Source organism: Gordonia rubripertincta (assembly GCF_038024875.1).
In the GTDB taxonomy this organism is placed as follows: domain Bacteria; phylum Actinomycetota; class Actinomycetes; order Mycobacteriales; family Mycobacteriaceae; genus Gordonia; species Gordonia rubripertincta.
In genome coordinates, this window is sequence record NZ_CP136136.1 from 2,046,880 (window position 1) to 2,064,809 (window position 17,930).

The window sequence follows — 17,930 nt, forward strand, 5'->3', positions numbered from 1 at the left end:
TGTGCAGCAACGGGATATGGCGGATCGAGGTCGCCTGCGACATCAATCCGACGGTACGACTCCGATCGAAGTCGCACCGTCGGAACGAAGTCTGCCGGTCGGGTCCCTCAGAACAACTGCCCGAGGTAGAACTGCGCGCCTTGGTCGTCGGCGCACCGGGCGGAGATGCCGTACGGCGCGGTGCGGGGTTCTTCGAGGACCGTGCCGCCGGCGGCACGGACCCGCTCGACCGCCGCTTCGACATCGTCCGTCACCCACATCGGTACTGCTACGGAAGTGTCGGCGCCACCGGCGATCCCGACCTGGGGGCGGCCATCGTCGACCTCCCAGCCGTCGTCGATGCGCCCGCCGTGGAAGGTCCAGCCGAGTACCGAACCGTAGAAGTCGCGGAAACGGGCACTGTCCGGGGTCATCACGGTCAGGTAGCTCATCGCCCCGATGCCGCGTGGGTGCTGGTCGGGTCGGACGTCGCCGGGTTCGGGGGCGAAGACCGCGAAACGCACGCCCTGCGCGTCGACGGAGTCGACGACGCGGTGGCCGTCGGGGCTCGTCCCGAACTCGCCCTGCCCGCCGGCCGCGACGATACGCGCATGGGCCGCCTCGAGATCGTCGACGGCGTAGGCACAGAACACCGTCGGGGCGCCGTCGGTCTCGAAGATGCCAAGCCGGTGGCCGACGTTGACGACACGACGCCCCTCGGGATCGAACTCCCAGCCGAGGACCGCGGCGTAGAAGCGCCGGGCACGTGCGGCGTCGGGGATGTTCAGGGACATGTACCCGATGTCGCCCTGGTGTATGCGGTTCGCGGACAGCGTCTTCGACGGCCCGGTCAGCATCCAGCGGTGACCGAACGGGTCGACGATGACGCCCGTGCGCGACCCGTGCGCCTCGTATGGTTCGCGGGTGACAGAGGCGCCCGCCCGCGAGGCGGTCGCGATCGCGACGTCGGTGTCGTCAACTTCGAGCATCAGACTCACCGAGACGTGGCCGGGTTCGGGTGCCCGCAGGCCGAGGTCGGGAAACTCGGCGGCGAGATAGATGACGCCGCCGCCCAGTTCGAGTTCAGCATGTCCGATCGCGCCGTCGTCCATGACGATCGGCTCGCCGCGGAGTCGGGCACCGAGGTTCGCGGTGTACCAGTCGATGGCGGCCTGCGGCTCGGCCACGGTCAGATAGGGGAGTGCGCCCGGTCGCTCGACCACGGGCAGTGCGCTCGTCGCCTCGGCGGTGACGGCCTCGTCGAATTGTGTTGCGGTGGACATGATGACTCCTTGCGGTAGCGTCGCCCCGCGTTCGAGTCGGTCGCGCAAGGACGCGGCGAAGTCGCGGTCGGGTTCGACGGGATCGTCGAAGCCGGGGGTGTCGGCTGCGCGCAGTACGTGCAACGGATCCCGTGCCTCGCCGAAGCGTGTGCTGTTCCGGGTGTTCATGCGTGACCTCCTCTCCCGCTGCTCTGGCGTTGTGGTTCGGGGTAGGCCGCGCGGAAGGCGCGCTTCGCGCGGGTGAGAAGCGCCTCGGTGGCACCGACCGTGCGACCGAGGATCTCGGCGCATTCGCCGACGGGAAGGTCGTCGACATAGCGCAACGTGAGCACAGCGCGGTGGATCGGCGTCAGCTGCCCCAGCGTGTGGTGGGCGACCATGCGGTCGAGTTCGGTGTCCCACGGGTCGTCCCCGTGGTCGGGTACGTCCTCGACCGGTTCCGGCGTGCGCTGCGCGCGTCGCCAGTGATCGGCGAGCTTGTGCCGCGCGATCCCGATCAGCCAGGGAGTCGTCGGTTCGGTGTCCCGGTGCCGACGGACGGAGTCCATCGCCGCCAGGAAGGTCTCCGAGGTCACGTCCTCCGCGATCCGCCGGTCCGCGCAGCGACGGACGACGAACCCGTAGACGGCCGGCAGTGCCTGGTCGTACACCGCCAGCAATCCCTCTGGTCCGGAAGACGCCGATTGGTCGCTGCTCACGTCTTCATCGTCGTGCGCGGGCCCCGGAATCCGACGCCCTTCGGCAAAGTTCTGTCTTCCGGCTTCGGCGGGCCCGGCGACGATTGCCCGTCCGCGCGGCTGTCAGCGCTCCGCAGCCACCAACTCCGCACACCGTTCCCCGACGAGCATGACGGTGATGTTCGGGTTCACCGTTGTGTGCTCGGGGAAGACCGACGCGTCGGCGACCCGGAGTCCGGCCACGCCCTTGACCCGCAGCTCTGGGTCGAGCGGCGACATGTCGTCGTCCGGCGGTCCCATCCGGACCGTGCCCACCGGGTGGTAGACGGTGTTGTGGGTGCGCCGGATGTAGTCGGCCAATTCCTCGTCGCTGATTGTGTCCGGTCCCGGATAGAGTTCACGCGCCACCCATTCCTGCAGCGGTGCCGCTGACGCGATCTCCCGCGCCTTGCGCAGACCGGCGGTCATGATCCGCATGTCGTAACCCTCGGGATCGGTGAAGTACCGGGGGTCGACGCGTGGCTTGTCGCGGAAGTCCCGCGACCGCAGCTTCACCGTGCCCCGCGACCGCGCGTGGGTGACGTTCGGCGTCAGGCAGAAGGTGTTCTCGCTGGTGGGGTATCCCTGGCGCAGCGTGTGCATGTCGAACGGCACGCTGCCGTAGTGCATCATCAGGTCCGGCCGGTCGAGACCGTCGTCGACTGTGGTGAAGATCCCCGCCTCCCACCACTGAGTCGACTCCTGCGTCATCGGTTTCTTCGTCTCGAAGCCGATGACGCCCTCGGGGTGATCCTGCAGGTGTTCGCCGACGCCGGGGGAGTCGACGAGGACGTCGATGCCGTGTTGACGAAGGTCCTCGGCCGGACCGATCCCGGAGAGCATCAGCAGCTTCGGGGTGTCGATCGCGCCGGTCGACACGATCACCTCGCGGCCGGCCTCGATCCTCGTGGTGCGGCCGAAGGCGTTGTCCGTGATGTCGACGCCAACGGCCCGCAACTGGCCGTCGACCTTCTCGATGACGATGCGCTTGGCCCAGGAACCGGTGCGGATGGTGAGGTTCGGCCGGTCGAGATTCGGATGAAGATAGCTGACCGACGACGAGGCACGCACGCCGTCGGGACGCCGGTTGATCTGGAAGAAGTTGGCGCCGTTGACGACCGTCTTCCCACTGTTGAACTCGGTCCGCGGGATGCCCACCGCCTCGCAGGCGTCGAGCACGGCGACACCGCACGGATCGTTCGGCGGGACCGTCATGATGTGGACGGGCCCGCTGCGGCCGTGGTGGTCGCCAGGGGCGTCGTTGGTCTCGATCTGCGGGAACAGTCGGTACAACTCCTCCGAACCCCAACCCGCGCAACCGAAATCGCGCTCCCAGGAGTCGAGGTCTTCGCGGGGCGCCCAGAAGGCGATGCAGCTGTTGTGGGAACTGCAGCCGCCCAGCACCTTCGCGCGGGCATGCCGCATGAAGTCGTTGCCGTTCTCCTGGGGCTCGATGGGATAATCCCAGTCGTAACCGGATTCGAGCAGCTCCATCCAGCGGTCGAGGCGCAGGATCGCGTCGTCGCTGACGTCGGATGGACCGGCTTCCAGGAGACACACCGAGACAGACGGGTCCTCGGACAACCGCGAGGCCACCGCCGCGCCCGCCGAACCGCCTCCGACGACGACGTAGTCGTACGACTCACTCACTGGTGTTGCCCCTTCCGGTCCTCGAACCAGCCGGTCACACCCGGCCGGAGGTTCTCGTAGACGTGTTTGGCCTCGCGGTACTCGGCCAGACCCGACGGTCCGAGCTCACGGCCGAAGCCGGACTGGCCGTAACCGCCCCACTCCGCCTGTGGGAGGTAGGGCCCGAAGTCGTTGACCCACACCGTTCCCGCGCGGATACGACCGGCGATGAGTCGTGCGCGAGCCGCGTCGGATGACCACACCGCACCGGCGAGGCCGTAGACGGTGTCGTTGGCCAGCGTCACCGCCTCGTCCTCGGTGGTGAAGGTCTCGACCGTCACGGTCGGCCCGAAGGCCTCGTCGTGCACGCAGGCCATCGAACGGTCGGCGCGGTCGATGACGGTGGGCAGGTAGAACCAGCCGTCGTCGAGCTTCCCCGACCCGTGGTCGCCGGTCGCGAAGGCACCGCCCGTGCGGATCACCGCACCGTCGGCGCGAGCCTGTTCGACGTAGGCATGAACCTTGTCGCGGTGGGCTTCGGAGATCAGCGGCCCGGTCTCGGTGCCCTCGCTGTAGGGGAGTCCGAGACGGATCTCCTCGGCGCGGCGGACCAACTCGTCGACGAACCGATCGTGCGCGGACTCCTCGATGATGAGTCGTGCGCCCGCCGAACAAACCTGGCCGGAGTGCAGGAACGCGGCGTTGAGCGCGTTGTCCACTGCGGCCGCGAGCAGCTCGTCGGTGGCGCAGGCATCGGCGAACACCACGTTGGGGTTCTTGCCGCCCAGTTCGAGTGCCACCTTCTTCACCGTTGCCGCTGCCTCGCGGGCGATGACTCGGCCGGTCACCAGACCACCGGTGAACGACACCAGGTCGACGTCGGGATGCGACGACAGCGGCGCACCCGCATCCGCTCCCGCGCCGAGGACGAGGTTCGCGACCCCGGCCGGAAGCCCCAGGCCGTCGAGGACTTCCAGGAGCAGGATCGAGGTGTGCGGCGTCAGCTCCGCAGGTTTGAGAACGAAGGTGTTCCCCGCGGCCAGCGCCGGTGCGACCTTCCACGCGGCCTGCAGCAGCGGATAGTTCCACGGCGTGATGAGACCGCAGACGCCGACCGGTTCGTAGACGATGCGCGAGTCCGCATCGGGAGACCCGGTGTCGACGACACGGCCGGCATCCTGGGCGGCCAGCTTGCCGAAGTAGCGGAAGCAGTTGGCGATGTCGGTCATGTCGATGTCCGACTCGTACGGCCGCTTGCCGGTGTCGAGGGTCTCGGCGCGGACGAAATCGTCTCGGCGGGCGCCGATCTGATCGGCGACGCGGAGCAGGAGATCGCCGCGCTCGGCAGCCGGGGTGCCGCTCCACTCCCCGCCGTCGAACGCGCGCCGGGCTGCGGCGATCGCCGCCTCGGTGTCCTCCCCGGACGCCTCGGCCACCACGCCCACCACGGAATTGTCCGCAGGGCAACGGATCTCACGCGTCCTGCCGGACCTCGCGGCGCACCATCGGCCGTCGATGTAGAGAGTGTCGCTCATGGAGCGGATGCTCCTTCCGGGTCGCTGTCGGGTGTGTCCGTGCCCGCGACGGTACCGGCGTTCGCGGATCCGGCGGCGGGGTCGCTGGTCACGGGGTCGACGTCGGTGTGGTCGTGTTGGTCGGCCGCCGAGTCACGTAGATGGAGATACCCCAGGTGGCGTTCGTACTGGTCCAGGATGTCACCGATGATTTGTTCCCGGGTGTACCCCGACAGCGAATACCCTTGCGAGCCCTCGGTCAGATACACCTCGCACCGGAAGTACCGGTCGTCGGACCGTTGCGAACGAACCGCGTACGTGGGCGTCGGTGCCGACACCGGCCAGACGCAGTACTCGAATGCCGGGACATCGGCGAGTTCGACGATGAGGCGGGGTGAGGGCAGGCCCTCGTTCGCGGCCGACTCGTCGACCGTCGCCGACACACCTTCGCGTCCGAACTGTTCGGCGACTTCGTGCATCGCCGGGACCACCGTCGCCGTGATGAACTTACGCGTCGCGATCCGGCCGGGGAAGCGGAGTGTTCCGATCAGGCGTTGTCGCCAGCTGCTCTGCTCGGTCGGTCCGCGCCCGACGGCGATCACCTTCGGGAGCGTCGTACGGAAACTGTCGAGCTTGTACGACTCGTTGCGCACCGCGCGCAGCAAGGAGATTCCGATCAGGCCCAGGACGAACGAGAACGGCAGTCCCATGATGACCGTCGCGGCCTGAAGGGTGAGGATCGATCCGTCCCCGCCGCCGGCAAAGAGCATCGACAGGGTCAGCAGGCCGATGGCGACCGACCAGAAGATGCGCAGCGACCGCGAGCAATCCGCCATCGGGTCCTCGAGGCGGCTGGTGAAGTTGCCCATGACCAGCGACCCCGAATCGGCGCTCGTGACATAGAACAGCAGACCGGTGATCGTCGCGATACCGATCAGCAGCGTCGCGCCGGGATACTGCTCGAGCAGCGAGTAGAAGCCCGCTTCCGGTGTGGACGCGGTGGTCTCGGCGAACTCCTGATCGCCGCGGGCGACGGCCAGGGCGCTGTTCCCGAAGATCGAGATCCACACCAGGATGAAGCTGAACGGGACCACGAGAACGCCGAAGACGAACTGCCGCAATGTCCGTCCGCGGGAGATGCGCGCCAGGAACAGGCCGACGAAGGGGGCCCAGGCGACCCACCACGCCCAGAAGAACAGCGTCCAACCGTCGACGAAGCCGCGGGCGTCGTTGCCGGGCTGCGGATTCACCTGATCCCACGCGAAGGTGTCGAGGGTGCGGTCGGCGAACGTGGACACGTAGTCGCCCGCGTTCTGAACCAGGCCGTTGAGCAGGAAATCGGCGTCCTTGGCGACCGTGATGTAGATGAGCATCGCGATCGCGAGGATCACGTTGATCTCCGAGAGCCGTCGGATGCCCTTGTCCACACCGGAAGTCGCCGACGCGGTGGCGATGACCACCGACAGTGCGATCAGGCCGATCTGGGCCGCCTTCCCCTGTTCGATGCCGAAGATCTCGTTAAGCCCGAAGTTCAGCTGCACCACGCCGATTCCCAGTGACGTCGCGATGCCGAAGATCGTGCCGAGCACGGCAGCGACATCGATCGCGTCGCCCCATCGTCCCTCGACCCGCTTGCCGAAGATCGGGTAGAGCGCCGCACGGATGGTCAGCGGCAGATTGTGCCGGAACGCGAAGTAGGCCAGGGCGCCGCCCATCAGGGCATACATCGCCCAGCCGGTGATGCCGTAGTGGAAGACGGTCCACGTCACGGCCTCACGCGCGGCGAAATTGGTCTCCGCGGCACCTGTCGGAGGGTTCAGGAAGTGCGTGACCGGCTCGGCGACCGAGAAGAACATCAGGTCGATGCCGATGCCGGCGGCGAACAGCATCGAGGTCCACGTGAAGAGGCTGTACTCGGGTCGGGACTCCTCCGGTCCGAGGCGGTACCGACCGTACTTGCTGACACCGAGGAAGACGACGAGGCCGACGATCGCGGTGGCCAGGATGAAGTACCACCAGCCGAACCAGCGGGTGATGAAGTTCCGGACCTCGTTGATGACGGTCTCCGCCGCGGCGGGTGCGGCCAGCGCCCAGATCGCGAAGGCGAGCACGATGACCGCCGACGCGACGAAGACGGTCAGGTTGACCGAACTCGGGCGTCGCGCCGGTTCCCCGGTGTCTGGGGTGGCAGGAGTGGACGGGACTGCAGGTCTTTCGCCGGCACTCATGACGTACGACGCTAGCCTCTCCGCACTCTGGTGGTCGGGTGAATTGCCCGACTCGGCCTCGGTCGGCGATGAATTCGGAGTCCCCACCCGGTCTGGATAGGTATGGCAACCGCAACGATCGGCTCACTGCTCCTGTCCAGCGACGACCCCGCACGACTCGCGCACTGGTACGCGACGGCGTTCGAGGCGAAGGTCGAATCCACCGGCGACGGCGGACCCGGCTACGACGTCGTCGAACTCGACGGCTTCTATCTCATGTTCGACAAACGCGACGACGTGTCCGGAAGCAACGGCGACGGCGCCCGTTGCATCCCCAACGTGGAGGTCGACGACCCGCGCGCCACCGCAACGCGACTGGACGCACTCGGCGCCCGGTGGGTCAGTCCACTCGAGGAACGCGAGGGCAACTGGTTCGGTACGGTGATCGATCCCGACGGCAACTGGATTCAGATCGTGTGGCTCTCCGACGCCGAGGAGATCGCGATGGGACCGCCGAGGTCGACCTGCAGCGGTTTCGCGGTCCGCGATCTGGACGAGGCCGAACGCTTCTACCGCGACGTCCTCGGGATGCGGGTCCTGCGCTACCCGATGGGTATCGCCGGGGTCCGCGTCAGTCGTCAAACGACCGTGATGGTCTACCCCAAGGACGATCACCGGCCGGCGGGGTTCACCGTCCTCAACATCGCCGTGGACGACCTCGAGGGAACCGTCGACGACTTCGTCGGCAACGGCGTCGAGATCTTGCGCTACGACGGCTTCACCCACGACGAGCGGGGCATCGTCCGCGGTGGCGAGGGGGAGCCCGACATCGCCTGGTTCGCCGACCCCTCGGGCAACATCCTGTCGGTACTGTCGGTCTGAGCCCGCTTCGTCCACCTCCGGCGGCGGTCCGACGCCCCGTTCGCTCTGGGCGTAGCGGAGCGGGAACACCGCCCCGGCCTGCGCAGTTGTACTGTGCACATCCCCGCCATCGCGGTCCATCCGTGCACTCTGCACGGGCGTTAACTGCAGGTAGATCAGCGACGACCACTAGAGTGGAAGCAGGCTGGTCGTCGCCTACCCGCACCGCGTTGTCCCGACCGGACACACGAGGTGTTTCTCGCGGCGGCCGGGGCGCTAGCAATGTGAGGGAGAACAATGTTCGAACGGTTCACCGACCGCGCGCGACGGGTTGTGGTTCTGGCCCAAGAAGAGGCGCGGATGCTCAACCACAACTACATCGGTACCGAGCACATCCTCCTCGGCCTCATCCACGAGGGCGAGGGGGTGGCTGCCAAGGCGCTCGAGTCTCTCGGGATCTCCCTGGAAGGTGTCCGCAGTCAGGTCGAGGAGATCATCGGCCAGGGCCAGCAGGCACCGTCGGGACACATCCCGTTCACCCCGCGTGCCAAGAAGGTGCTGGAGCTCTCGCTGCGCGAGGCCCTGCAGCTCGGCCACAACTACATCGGCACCGAGCACATCCTGCTCGGCCTCATCCGCGAGGGTGAGGGTGTCGCCGCGCAGGTCCTGGTCAAGCTCGGCGCCGACCTCAATCGGGTCCGCCAGCAGGTCATCCAGCTGCTGAGCGGCTACCAGGGCAAGGAGCCGCAGGAGGCGGGCACCGGCGGGCGCAGCAGCGAGACCGGCACCCCGTCCACCTCGCTGGTCCTCGACCAGTTCGGCAGAAACCTGACCGCCGCGGCCGCCGAGGGCAAACTCGACCCGGTCATCGGCCGGGAGAAGGAAATCGAGCGGGTCATGCAGGTCCTGAGCCGCCGCACCAAGAACAACCCTGTTCTGATCGGTGAGCCGGGCGTCGGCAAGACCGCCGTCGTGGAGGGCCTCGCGCAGGCCATCGTCAACGGCCAGGTCCCCGAGACACTCAAGGACAAGCAGCTCTACACCCTCGACCTCGGTTCGCTGGTCGCGGGCAGCCGCTACCGCGGTGACTTCGAGGAACGCCTGAAGAAGGTCCTCAAGGAGATCAACACCCGCGGCGACATCATCCTGTTCATCGACGAGCTGCACACGCTCGTCGGAGCAGGCGCCGCCGAGGGCGCGATCGACGCCGCCAGCATCCTCAAGCCGAAGCTGGCCCGCGGCGAGCTGCAGACCATCGGTGCGACGACCCTCGACGAGTACCGCAAGTACATCGAGAAGGACGCCGCCCTCGAGCGTCGCTTCCAGCCGGTCCAGGTCGGCGAGCCGTCGGTCGAGCACACCATCGAGATCCTCAAGGGTCTGCGCGACCGCTACGAGTCGCACCACCGCGTCTCGATCACCGACGGCGCACTCGTCGCCGCCGCGACGCTGGCCGACCGCTACATCAACGACCGGTTCCTGCCGGACAAGGCGATCGACCTCATCGACGAGGCCGGTGCCCGCATGCGCATCCGCCGGATGACCGCGCCGCCAGACCTGCGCGAGTTCGACGAGCGCATCGCCGACGCGCGCAAGGAGAAGGAAAGCGCCATCGACGCGCAGGACTTCGAGAAGGCCGCCAGCCTCCGCGACAAGGAGAAGCAGCTGGTCGCCGAGCGCGCCGAGCGCGAAAAGCAGTGGCGCAGTGGCGACATGGACGTCGTGGCCGAGGTCGACGACGAGCAGATCGCCGAGGTCCTGGGCAACTGGACCGGCATCCCGGTGTTCAAGCTCACCGAGGAGGAGACCACCCGTCTGCTCCGCATGGAGGAGGAGCTGCACAAGCGGATCATCGGCCAGGAGGATGCCGTCAAGGCTGTCTCCAAGGCGATCCGCCGCACCCGTGCCGGCCTGAAGGATCCGAAGCGTCCGTCGGGCTCGTTCATTTTCGCCGGCCCGTCCGGTGTCGGTAAGACCGAGCTCTCGAAGGCGCTGGCGAACTTCCTGTTCGGCGAGGACGACGCACTCATCCAGATCGACATGGGCGAGTTCCACGACCGCTTCACCGCGTCGCGTCTGTTCGGTGCCCCTCCCGGCTACGTCGGCTACGAAGAGGGCGGCCAGCTCACCGAGAAGGTGCGCCGCAAGCCGTTCTCGGTGGTGCTGTTCGACGAGATCGAGAAGGCTCACTCGGAGATCTACAACACCCTGCTGCAGGTCCTCGAGGACGGCCGTCTCACCGACGGTCAGGGTCGTACGGTCGACTTCAAGAACACCGTCCTGATCTTCACCTCGAACCTCGGTACGAGCGACATCTCCAAGGCCGTGGGCATGGGCTTCTCGTCGAAGGACGACACCAAGTCCGGCTACGAGCGGATGAAGCAGAAGGTCAACGACGAGCTCAAGAAGCACTTCCGGCCCGAGTTCCTCAACCGTATCGACGACATCGTCGTCTTCCACCAGCTGACGCGTGACGAGATCATCCAGATGGTCGACCTCATGCTGACCCGCGTGGAGAGCGCGCTGAAGAACAAGGACATGGCTCTCGAGGTCACCGACCGCGCCAAGTCCCTGCTCGCCAAGCGTGGCTTCGATCCGGTGCTCGGTGCACGCCCGCTGCGTCGCACCATTCAGCGTGAGATCGAGGATCAGCTCTCGGAGAAGATCCTGTTCGGCGACGTCGCTCCCGGACAGATCGTGCTGGTCGACGTCGAAGGCTGGGACGGCGAAGGCGACGGCGAGGATGCCAAGTTCACCTTCAGCGGTTCGGAGAAGCCGCGTGCGGTTCCGGACGCACCGGTCGAGCTCTCCAAGGCAGGCGACGGCAGCTCGGATGCGAGCTGACCTGAGCTGATCTGACACACGCAGCGGCGGCGTCACCCGAAAGGGGTGGCGCCGCCGTTTTGTGTGCGGCGTGACGAGAGAAGGAACTGCTGACAGAGCGTTCGCTCGGGAAGTTCGACTCCTGCTTGAACGCGCTGTGATGGCGGTCGATAGCATCGATCCTTGTGAGCAGCGATACATCAGAGGTTGGCCGTAAGGCCACGCAGGCCGAGCCCACCATCACCGTCGAGCGAGACGGCGAGATCGCCATCTTCCGGCTGAACCGCCCCGACCGGCTCAACGCCTTCACGCTGCAGATGGGTGAGGAGTTGCGGGCGGCCTTCGACGAGACCGACGCCGACGACTCGGTGCGGGCCGTGGTGCTCACCGGCGCCGGCCGGGCGTTCTGCGCCGGCGCCGACCTCGAGGCAGGTCGGTCGACCTTCGACGCCTCCTCGGCGGTCGAGGGCGACGAGGTCCCGGCCGACGAGGGCGGCAAACTGACGCTCCGCATGTTCGCCTCACTCAAGCCTGTCATCGCCGCGATCAACGGCCCCTCGGCCGGCGTCGGCGTCACCATGACCCTGCCCGCCGACGTCCGGATCGCCTCCGAGGACGCGAAATTCGGCTTCGTCTTCGCCGCCCGCGGCCTCGTGCCCGAAGCGGCGTCGAGCTGGTTCCTCCCGCGGCTCGTCGGGTTGCCGACGGCTCTGCAGTGGACGGTCGGCGCCAAGATGGTCCAGGTCGACGAGGCGCTCGAGCGCGGGCTCGTCCAGCAGGTCGTGCCGAAGGACAAGGTCCTCGAGACCGCGCTCGCCGTCGCCCGCGAGATGACCGCGAACAGCGCACCCGTCTCGGCGGCGCTGACCCGCCAGCTGTTGTGGCGCATGGCCGGGGCACCCAGTCCGCTCGACGCCCACCACGCCGATTCGAAGGCGATCTTCTACCGCGGCCAGTCCGGTGACGTCTACGAGGGCGTCATGTCGTTCCTGGAGAAGCGACCGGCGACGTACCCGAACACGGTGTCGGAGGACCTCCCCGACATCTTCTGACTTGTTCAGAGCAACCCGGCCCCGTCAGCTGTCAGCTGGCGGGGCCGGACGCGTTTCCGCTGCAAACACCCTGTGTTCAGTACGTGAACATCGACGAACACGCGGCATAAACGGTGGCAGGCTGCGCCGACCGCGGTTATCGTGGCGGACAGCAGGCCAGAGCAGAGCCGAAAGGAGGTGGCGCAGATGTCGATCGGTATGGCGGAGTTCGTTCGCGAGTGGCGGATGACCGACCCCGGCTGCCGGTACGGGCTACCAGCCCGAACCCGGTCCGGACCAATCACATCCAGCGTCACCAGTTCCTGAGGTCGTGAACCTCGATGGTCGGCGCGCTCACTCGCCCACGCATCGAGGAGTATCCATGACCATCTTCGTCACGAATGCGGGATTGCAGATCCTCGCGCGAGTCACCTGGCGTCGCGCGGCCGTTTTGCTGACCACCGAGGTCGCACGCAACGTCGAGGGCACCCCCTTGGTGCGCGTCGTCCATTCGCCGACCGTGTCGCTGCCCATCCACAAGGTGGTGGCCATCAAGCGGGACGCCTACCGTCCGTACGCAGGCAAGACGATGGATTCCTACGCCTCCAATGCGACGATCCTTCGTCGCGACCAATGGATCTGCGCCTACTGCGACGGTCCGGCCGACACGGTGGACCACATCGTCCCCGTATCGCAGGGCGGCCCGAGCACATTCGGCAACCAGGTCGCGGCGTGTAAGTCCTGCAACGGTTTCAAGGCCAATCGCACCCCGCGCAAAGCCGGCATGGCGTTGCGGCACGCCCCCTTCGTCTACGACCCGTGGGCCGTCGACCAGAAAGAGGTCTGGGAGATGTTCATGCTGCATCCCAAGACCGACTGAGACGCATCAACGACGGGGAGCCCCGAACCGGTCAGGTGGGCAGGGGTTCGGCGCCACGTTCTTTCAGCAGCATCGACATCTGGCCGATCTCGTTGCCCTGATCGCTGAGCATGTTCAGGGCGAGCTGCTTGGTCGCCGCCCCGGAACGGTCGTCGTTGTACGCGGCCTGGGCCATCTCCAGGCCGCCGCGATGGTGCCGGATCATCAACTGCAGGAACAGTTCCTCGGCCTCGTCACCCCGCAGTGTGGCGAGGCGGCCGAGTTCGTCGGTGCTCGCCATGCCCGGCATGAGTGGTGCGTCGGGCGTGGCGGCCGAGTGGTCGCCGTGGGCATACGAATCCCCGTGGGGCATCCACGACATCGGCTCGTCGGAGGTCAGCGGCAGCTCGAAGAACTGCAGCCAGCCACGCATGGTCGCGCTCTCCGCGGACTGGGCGACGACGAGCTGGTCGGCCAGTCCGCGGATCGTCGGGTCGACGTCGGGTGCGGCGATGATCGTGCGGGCCATCAGGAGTGCCTGGTCGTGATGCGTCGACATATCCTGTGCGAAGCCGATGTCGGCGGCACTCATCGTTTTCACGTCGTCCTGCGGGCCGGGTGACCACACCGATCCGACGACGACGCCGATCGCCACGAGCAGGACGGCCAGCGAGGCCAGGCCGGCGATCTGCGTGATGGGGTGCCGGTCGGTCATCCGAGGAACGAATCCTGGTCCGGCGGTGGGGTGTAGACCCGGTTGCTCAACTCCAGGGCGTAGAAGCCACCGTCGGCGCAGGTTGTGAGGATCTTGTTGCCGTGGAACTCCGGCGGGGAGGAGCACCAGTCGGTGGCCATGTCACCACCCACGACCATGCCCATGCGCGGTCCGATCATCTCGTTCAGCTTGGCTCGTCCGTTTGCGAGAGACATTCCGAGGCTGAGGAATTCGATTCCCGGTGCACCGATGACCGACCCGAGAACATGCGGTGAGTTGGGTCGGGTCAGTGCGGTGGCGCCCTTCTGGGCGGGCGGGTTGTAGTAGGCGATCTCCTTGATGGCCGAGAAGTCCCGGATGTCGAACACGCGGATGCCGGACGACTCCCACGCGCAGGCCAGAGCCGTCGGATCGTTCGGGCGGTCGACCGCGCAGTAGTGCGGGTTGCTGCCGAACAACGAACCGCCCATGGATGAACGGAACTGGGTGTCGAGGTGTTCGGGCAGGTTGATCTCGAGTTTGAGCTGTGCGGCGTAACGCGGTTTGTTGACCCGGGCGACGTCGAAGATCTTCACACCACCCGAGCCGCCTTCGTCGGCCGTGATGATGTGGGGCGTGCCGCGATAGGTGATCGGGATCGAGTGCTGGTTGAGCTGGCCGTCGGGCCACAGGTACGCGGCCACGTGTGGCACCTGCGGATACGGAGCGCGACGCTGTACGGCGCTGATGTCGAGGACCGTCACGCCCGCCATGTTCGACAGGTACATGCGGTTGCCGTCGGGGGTGATGCCGAAACCGTGACCGAGGAAGCTGTGCAGCCCCTGCCAGATCACCCGCGGGTTCCGCGGATCGGCGACGTCGATCGCGCTCAGGTGACCGGGTGCGACACCCGACGCCCAGTAGGTTCGGCCATCGGGTGACCAGCCGCCCTCGTGCGAGGTGAACGGGATGGGGTAGGCGATGCCGCCGCCACGGGCGTTGAGCAGCTTGGGGCGGGTGCAGTCGGAGATGTCGTAGACCGCGAAAAAGCCTGCACCCCAGAGGAGTGGAACCCCGGTTGCGGCGAGGAGTTTGCGTTTCTTGTTGACCTTCAGGGTCTCCCACGTGCCGCCGCGCATCGCGGTGTCGGTCAGCGATCCGACGACCTTAGGGTTCCGGGGGTTCGAGGCGTCGATGACCTGGACGCCTGGCTGTGGCAGGAAGTTGTTGCCGGGGAACAGGCTTCCGGTGTAGCTGCAGTGTTCGAAGGACGCGGACACGATGCCGCCGCCCGCTCCGGTCACATTGCCGAGCTTCGTCAGGTTGCAGTTGTAACCTTGCCTGCTCCGTCCGGACTGTCGATCCTCGGCGCTGACGTCACCCTGCAGGCCCGGTTCCGGCTTGGAGCCCGGACCGCAGTCGGCCTTTGGGACAGAAGTGTCGGAGATGTCGGGGAACCAGTGGTTCGCGGCAGTCGCCGGCGCCGACACCAGCATCGTCGACGCGAGCAGTGCCCCCGCGGCGAGGCAGGTGATCGCGTGTAGTCGCCGGCGTGCCCCACATGTGGCCCACCCCAGACACATTCCATCGATCTGGCGTCATCGCCCCTCCGATCGTGACGTGAGTCACGCTAGCGGCCGGGCTGAGACGGCGGGGCTGATTGGTCGAAAGTTGCACGTCGGCGGCACGCGACTCGACGCGTCGGCCGTCCGAACGACGCCGGGATCACCGGGGAACATTCCCGGCTCGCGCTCCCTCCAAGTATTCGAACGCAGCAGACAGCCCGCACCGGCGGACGCCCCGAAAGGAACAACCCATGAGCACTCAGATCCCCGCAGACGCAGTCCTGGTCGACACCGACGGCGACGGCCTCGTCGACGCCGCCCTCGCCGACATCGACGGTGACGGCACGACCGACGCCGTCCTGGACACCGACGGTGACGGCTCGGCCGATTCGGTCGCCTACGACACCAACTCCGACGGTGCGATCGACCTGATCGAGGCCGACTCGGACGGCGACGGTTACACCGACATCGCGGTCGCCGACACCGACTGCGACGGCACCTTCGACACCGCCGTCGACGACGAGGGCAATGTCTCGGTCGGCGACTTCGGCAGCATCGACGGCAGCGACGCGGTCTGAGTGATCCGGTCCCTGAACCCCACCCCGCACCTGCAGCCGGTCAGCTCAGCTGGCCGGCTGCCGGCGTTTCGCGGCGACGAAGGCGAGCACTGCGGCGGCCAGACATGCGGCGGCACCGACACCCCAGACCCACGCGCGGATTGGTGGCCTCGATGACCGCGCCGATCAGCGGACCACCGATCGGCGTCGACCCCATGAACGCCACCGACCACAGGGCCATGACGCGTCCTCGCATCTGAGGTTCGGAGTTGAGTTGCAGCGTGGCGTTGCCGGTCGACATGAACGTCACACTGAGCCAGCCCACGAAGAACAGTGCGCAGATGGCGGTGGCCAGATTCGGGGCCAGCGCCGCCGCCGCGATGGTGATGCCGAAACCGAACGCCGCCAGCGTGAGCGGTCGAAGTCCGATGGTCCCGCGCGCGGCGACGACGAGACCGCCGACCACCGCGCCGACGCCCATGGCCGAGGTCATGAAACCGAGGGCCTGTGGGCCGCCGTCGAAGACGAAATCCGCGGCGGCCGTGAGGGTGACCGGGAAGTTGTACGCCAGGGTGCCGACCAGGGCCATGGTGGCGAGGGGAATCCACAGCGACGGGATGCCGCGGACGTAGCGGATGCCTTCGCGCAGCTGTCCTCTGGCGCGCGGAACCGGGGTCTCGCGGGTGATCTTCGTGCCGTCCAGTGCAATCAGAGAGGCAACGACCGCGACGAAACTGACCGCGTTGATCGCGAAGCACCATCCCGCACCGACGAGTGTGAGGATCACGCCGGCCACCGCCGGACCGACGGCGCGGGCGGCGTTGACCATCACCGAGTTCAGGGTGACGGCATTGCGGATCAGCGATGTCCCGACGACCTGGTGGATGAACGCCTGTCGCGCGGGTTGTTCGAAGGCGTGGCCGAGACCGAGCAGCAGCGCGAGAATCGCCACATGCCACACCTCCACCACCCCGGCGAGGGTGAGCGCAGCCAGGACGGCGGCGAGCAGACCCATCATCGCCTGGAGGAACGTCAGCAGCCGCCGCCGGTCGACGCGGTCGGCGATGACGCCGGCATAGGGTCCGATCAGGAGCACGGGTAACGCCTGCAGCGCGACGATGAGGCCGAGGACCGACGCCGATCCACTCAGGGTCAGGACCAGCCAGGCCTGGGCGGTGGCCTGCATCCAGGAGCCGGTCATCGACACGGTCATCCCCGCGAAGAACATCCGATAGTTGGGGATGTGCAGCGACGCGAAGACGCTGTCGCGAGGATCAGATGAGTCGACGTCGCTGATCTCGGAAGCGCGGTCGTCGGTCATCGATCCCCATGCTAGGCGCGCAGGACGTCGTCGATCACCTCCATCAATGCGAGAGGCTGTTCGAGCGGGATGTGATGACCGGCGCCGGCGAGTTCGACGACACGCGCCGGCTCGTCGAGACCGGCGGTGACCATGTCGATCATCGCCGGGGTCACGACCCCGTGTTCGCCGTAGACGATGCTGAGTCGGCAGCTGCTCGGCGGGTGCGAGGGGAGATCGGTGAGTTCGTCGGCGAATCCGCGATCGAACTTCCACCGCCAGCCGTCGTCGTCGTCGCGTACCACCGACTGCCGTGCGACGTGATTCCTGGCGTAGTCGAGGCTCGCGTGGTCGGGTACGAGGCGGAACCGTTCGAGGGCCGCCTCGAGTGACGGATAGTGCTTGCTGCCCCGGGGAATGCCCTCTTCGGGCTGGTTGCTCTGGATCTCGTCGAGCATCGCGGCGTCGAGGATGCGGGAGTCGACCAGCACGAGGTGATCGGCGAGACCGGGGTGGACGATCGACGTCCGGATGCCAACGAGCCCGCCCAGGCTGTGGCCGACCAAGACGGCGTCGGTGATAGCCTCGGCGGCCGTCGCGACCGCGATCACCTCGTCGGCCCAGGTGCCCAGGCTGTAGGTGTCGCGCCAGCCGCTGTCGCCGTGGCCGGACAGGTCGAGGGCGACGACACGGCGGTCGGCCGAGTACCGCGGGGCGATGTGATCCCACCACCCGGAATGCGCCGCGCCACCGTGGACGAGGATCAGACCGGGGGCGCCGGGCTCGCCCCAACAGCGATAGGCGATCCGCGCACCGTGGACGGGGATTGACGAAAGTTCGGGTTCCGTTTCGACTGCTGTGCGGAACCACTCCGGAGCGTCCGGGGTGACGTTCGTGCTCATCGGCATAGCC

At 67.2% G+C, this 17,930-nt stretch carries 13 protein-coding genes and 1 pseudogene; 5 read left to right on the plus strand and 9 right to left on the minus strand.

The window, feature by feature from the left end; genetic code table 11:
* Positions 1-107 precede the first annotated feature (107 nt).
* The 5 genes from RVF83_RS09295 to betT all read right to left on the minus strand — a co-directional run bounded on the left by RVF83_RS09295 (position 108) and on the right by betT (position 7,349).
* Positions 108-1,430 carry a VOC family protein gene (locus tag RVF83_RS09295; protein WP_168432576.1) on the minus strand — a complete coding sequence of 441 codons (1,323 nt, stop codon included), beginning with the start codon at positions 1,428-1,430 and terminating at the stop codon, positions 108-110.
* Positions 1,427-1,921, minus strand: coding sequence for an RNA polymerase sigma factor (locus tag RVF83_RS09300; protein ID WP_005194449.1), 495 nt, complete (start codon positions 1,919-1,921; stop codon positions 1,427-1,429). The genes RVF83_RS09295 and RVF83_RS09300 overlap by 4 nt, the downstream gene beginning before the upstream one ends.
* A 141-nt stretch (positions 1,922-2,062) precedes the next feature.
* A complete protein-coding gene (locus RVF83_RS09305; protein ID WP_005194448.1) occupies positions 2,063-3,628 on the minus strand; it encodes a GMC family oxidoreductase in 1,566 nt (521 codons plus the stop codon).
* Positions 3,625-5,142 (minus strand): aldehyde dehydrogenase family protein, encoded by a 1,518-nt coding sequence (locus RVF83_RS09310; RefSeq protein WP_005194446.1) that lies wholly within the window; start codon positions 5,140-5,142, stop codon positions 3,625-3,627. The genes RVF83_RS09305 and RVF83_RS09310 overlap by 4 nt, the downstream gene beginning before the upstream one ends.
* A complete protein-coding gene (gene betT, locus RVF83_RS09315; protein WP_039879849.1) occupies positions 5,139-7,349 on the minus strand; it encodes a choline BCCT transporter BetT in 2,211 nt (736 codons plus the stop codon). Before betT ends, RVF83_RS09310 begins: the two co-directional genes overlap by 4 nt.
* A gap of 102 nt (positions 7,350-7,451) precedes the next feature.
* On the opposite strand from betT, the gene RVF83_RS09320 reads away from it, so the two are divergent.
* The 4 genes from RVF83_RS09320 (at position 7,452) to RVF83_RS09335 (ending at position 12,923) form a co-directional block, all read left to right on the plus strand.
* Entirely contained in the window at positions 7,452-8,210 is a 759-nt protein-coding gene (locus RVF83_RS09320) for a VOC family protein (protein WP_005194442.1), read from the plus strand.
* A gap of 276 nt (positions 8,211-8,486) precedes the next feature.
* Positions 8,487-11,033, plus strand: coding sequence for an ATP-dependent Clp protease ATP-binding subunit (locus RVF83_RS09325; RefSeq protein ID WP_005194440.1), 2,547 nt, complete (start codon positions 8,487-8,489; stop codon positions 11,031-11,033).
* Between the two features lie 164 nt (positions 11,034-11,197).
* Complete coding sequence (locus tag RVF83_RS09330) at positions 11,198-12,064, plus strand: enoyl-CoA hydratase-related protein (RefSeq protein ID WP_005194437.1); 867 nt, start codon at positions 11,198-11,200, stop codon at positions 12,062-12,064.
* Positions 12,065-12,425: 361 nt separating this feature from the next.
* Positions 12,426-12,923 carry an HNH endonuclease gene (locus tag RVF83_RS09335; protein WP_005194436.1) on the plus strand — a complete coding sequence of 166 codons (498 nt, stop codon included), beginning with the start codon at positions 12,426-12,428 and terminating at the stop codon, positions 12,921-12,923.
* Between the two features lie 31 nt (positions 12,924-12,954).
* Here RVF83_RS09335 and RVF83_RS09340 read toward each other — a convergent pair whose 3' ends face one another.
* Complete coding sequence (locus RVF83_RS09340; RefSeq protein WP_005194434.1) at positions 12,955-13,617, minus strand: DUF305 domain-containing protein; 663 nt, start codon at positions 13,615-13,617, stop codon at positions 12,955-12,957.
* Complete coding sequence (locus RVF83_RS09345) at positions 13,614-15,092, minus strand: LVIVD repeat-containing protein (RefSeq protein ID WP_005194433.1); 1,479 nt, start codon at positions 15,090-15,092, stop codon at positions 13,614-13,616. Before RVF83_RS09345 ends, RVF83_RS09340 begins: the two co-directional genes overlap by 4 nt.
* Positions 15,093-15,412: 320 nt before the next feature.
* On the opposite strand from RVF83_RS09345, the gene RVF83_RS09350 reads away from it, so the two are divergent.
* Positions 15,413-15,739 (plus strand): hypothetical protein, encoded by a 327-nt coding sequence (locus tag RVF83_RS09350; RefSeq protein WP_005194431.1) that lies wholly within the window; start codon positions 15,413-15,415, stop codon positions 15,737-15,739.
* Positions 15,740-15,784: 45 nt separating this feature from the next.
* Here the strand turns inward: RVF83_RS09350 and RVF83_RS09355 are convergent.
* Positions 15,785-17,039, minus strand: a pseudogene (locus RVF83_RS09355) (MFS transporter).
* A gap of 11 nt (positions 17,040-17,050) precedes the next feature.
* On the minus strand, positions 17,051-17,920 hold the full coding sequence (locus RVF83_RS09360) for an alpha/beta fold hydrolase (protein ID WP_005194427.1): 870 nt from the start codon (positions 17,918-17,920) through the stop codon (positions 17,051-17,053).
* Between the last annotated feature and the right edge of the window lie 10 nt (positions 17,921-17,930).

Excerpts from the sequence above, each read along its gene's own strand:
- RVF83_RS09295 (WP_168432576.1), bottom strand. The coding sequence starts at position 1,430 with ATGAACACCCGGAACAGCACACGCTTCGGCGAGGCACGGGATCCGTTG.
- RVF83_RS09310 (WP_005194446.1), bottom strand. The coding sequence starts at position 5,142 with ATGAGCGACACTCTCTACATCGACGGCCGATGGTGCGCCGCGAGGTCC.
- betT (WP_039879849.1), bottom strand. The coding sequence starts at position 7,349 with ATGAGTGCCGGCGAAAGACCTGCAGTCCCGTCCACTCCTGCCACCCCA.
- RVF83_RS09320 (WP_005194442.1), top strand. The coding sequence starts at position 7,452 with ATGGCAACCGCAACGATCGGCTCACTGCTCCTGTCCAGCGACGACCCC.
- RVF83_RS09325 (WP_005194440.1), top strand. The coding sequence starts at position 8,487 with ATGTTCGAACGGTTCACCGACCGCGCGCGACGGGTTGTGGTTCTGGCC.
- RVF83_RS09335 (WP_005194436.1), top strand. The coding sequence starts at position 12,426 with ATGACCATCTTCGTCACGAATGCGGGATTGCAGATCCTCGCGCGAGTC.
- RVF83_RS09340 (WP_005194434.1), bottom strand. The coding sequence starts at position 13,617 with ATGACCGACCGGCACCCCATCACGCAGATCGCCGGCCTGGCCTCGCTG.
- RVF83_RS09345 (WP_005194433.1), bottom strand. The coding sequence starts at position 15,092 with ATGCTGGTGTCGGCGCCGGCGACTGCCGCGAACCACTGGTTCCCCGAC.
- RVF83_RS09350 (WP_005194431.1), top strand. The coding sequence starts at position 15,413 with ATGAGCACTCAGATCCCCGCAGACGCAGTCCTGGTCGACACCGACGGC.
- RVF83_RS09360 (WP_005194427.1), bottom strand. The coding sequence starts at position 17,920 with ATGAGCACGAACGTCACCCCGGACGCTCCGGAGTGGTTCCGCACAGCA.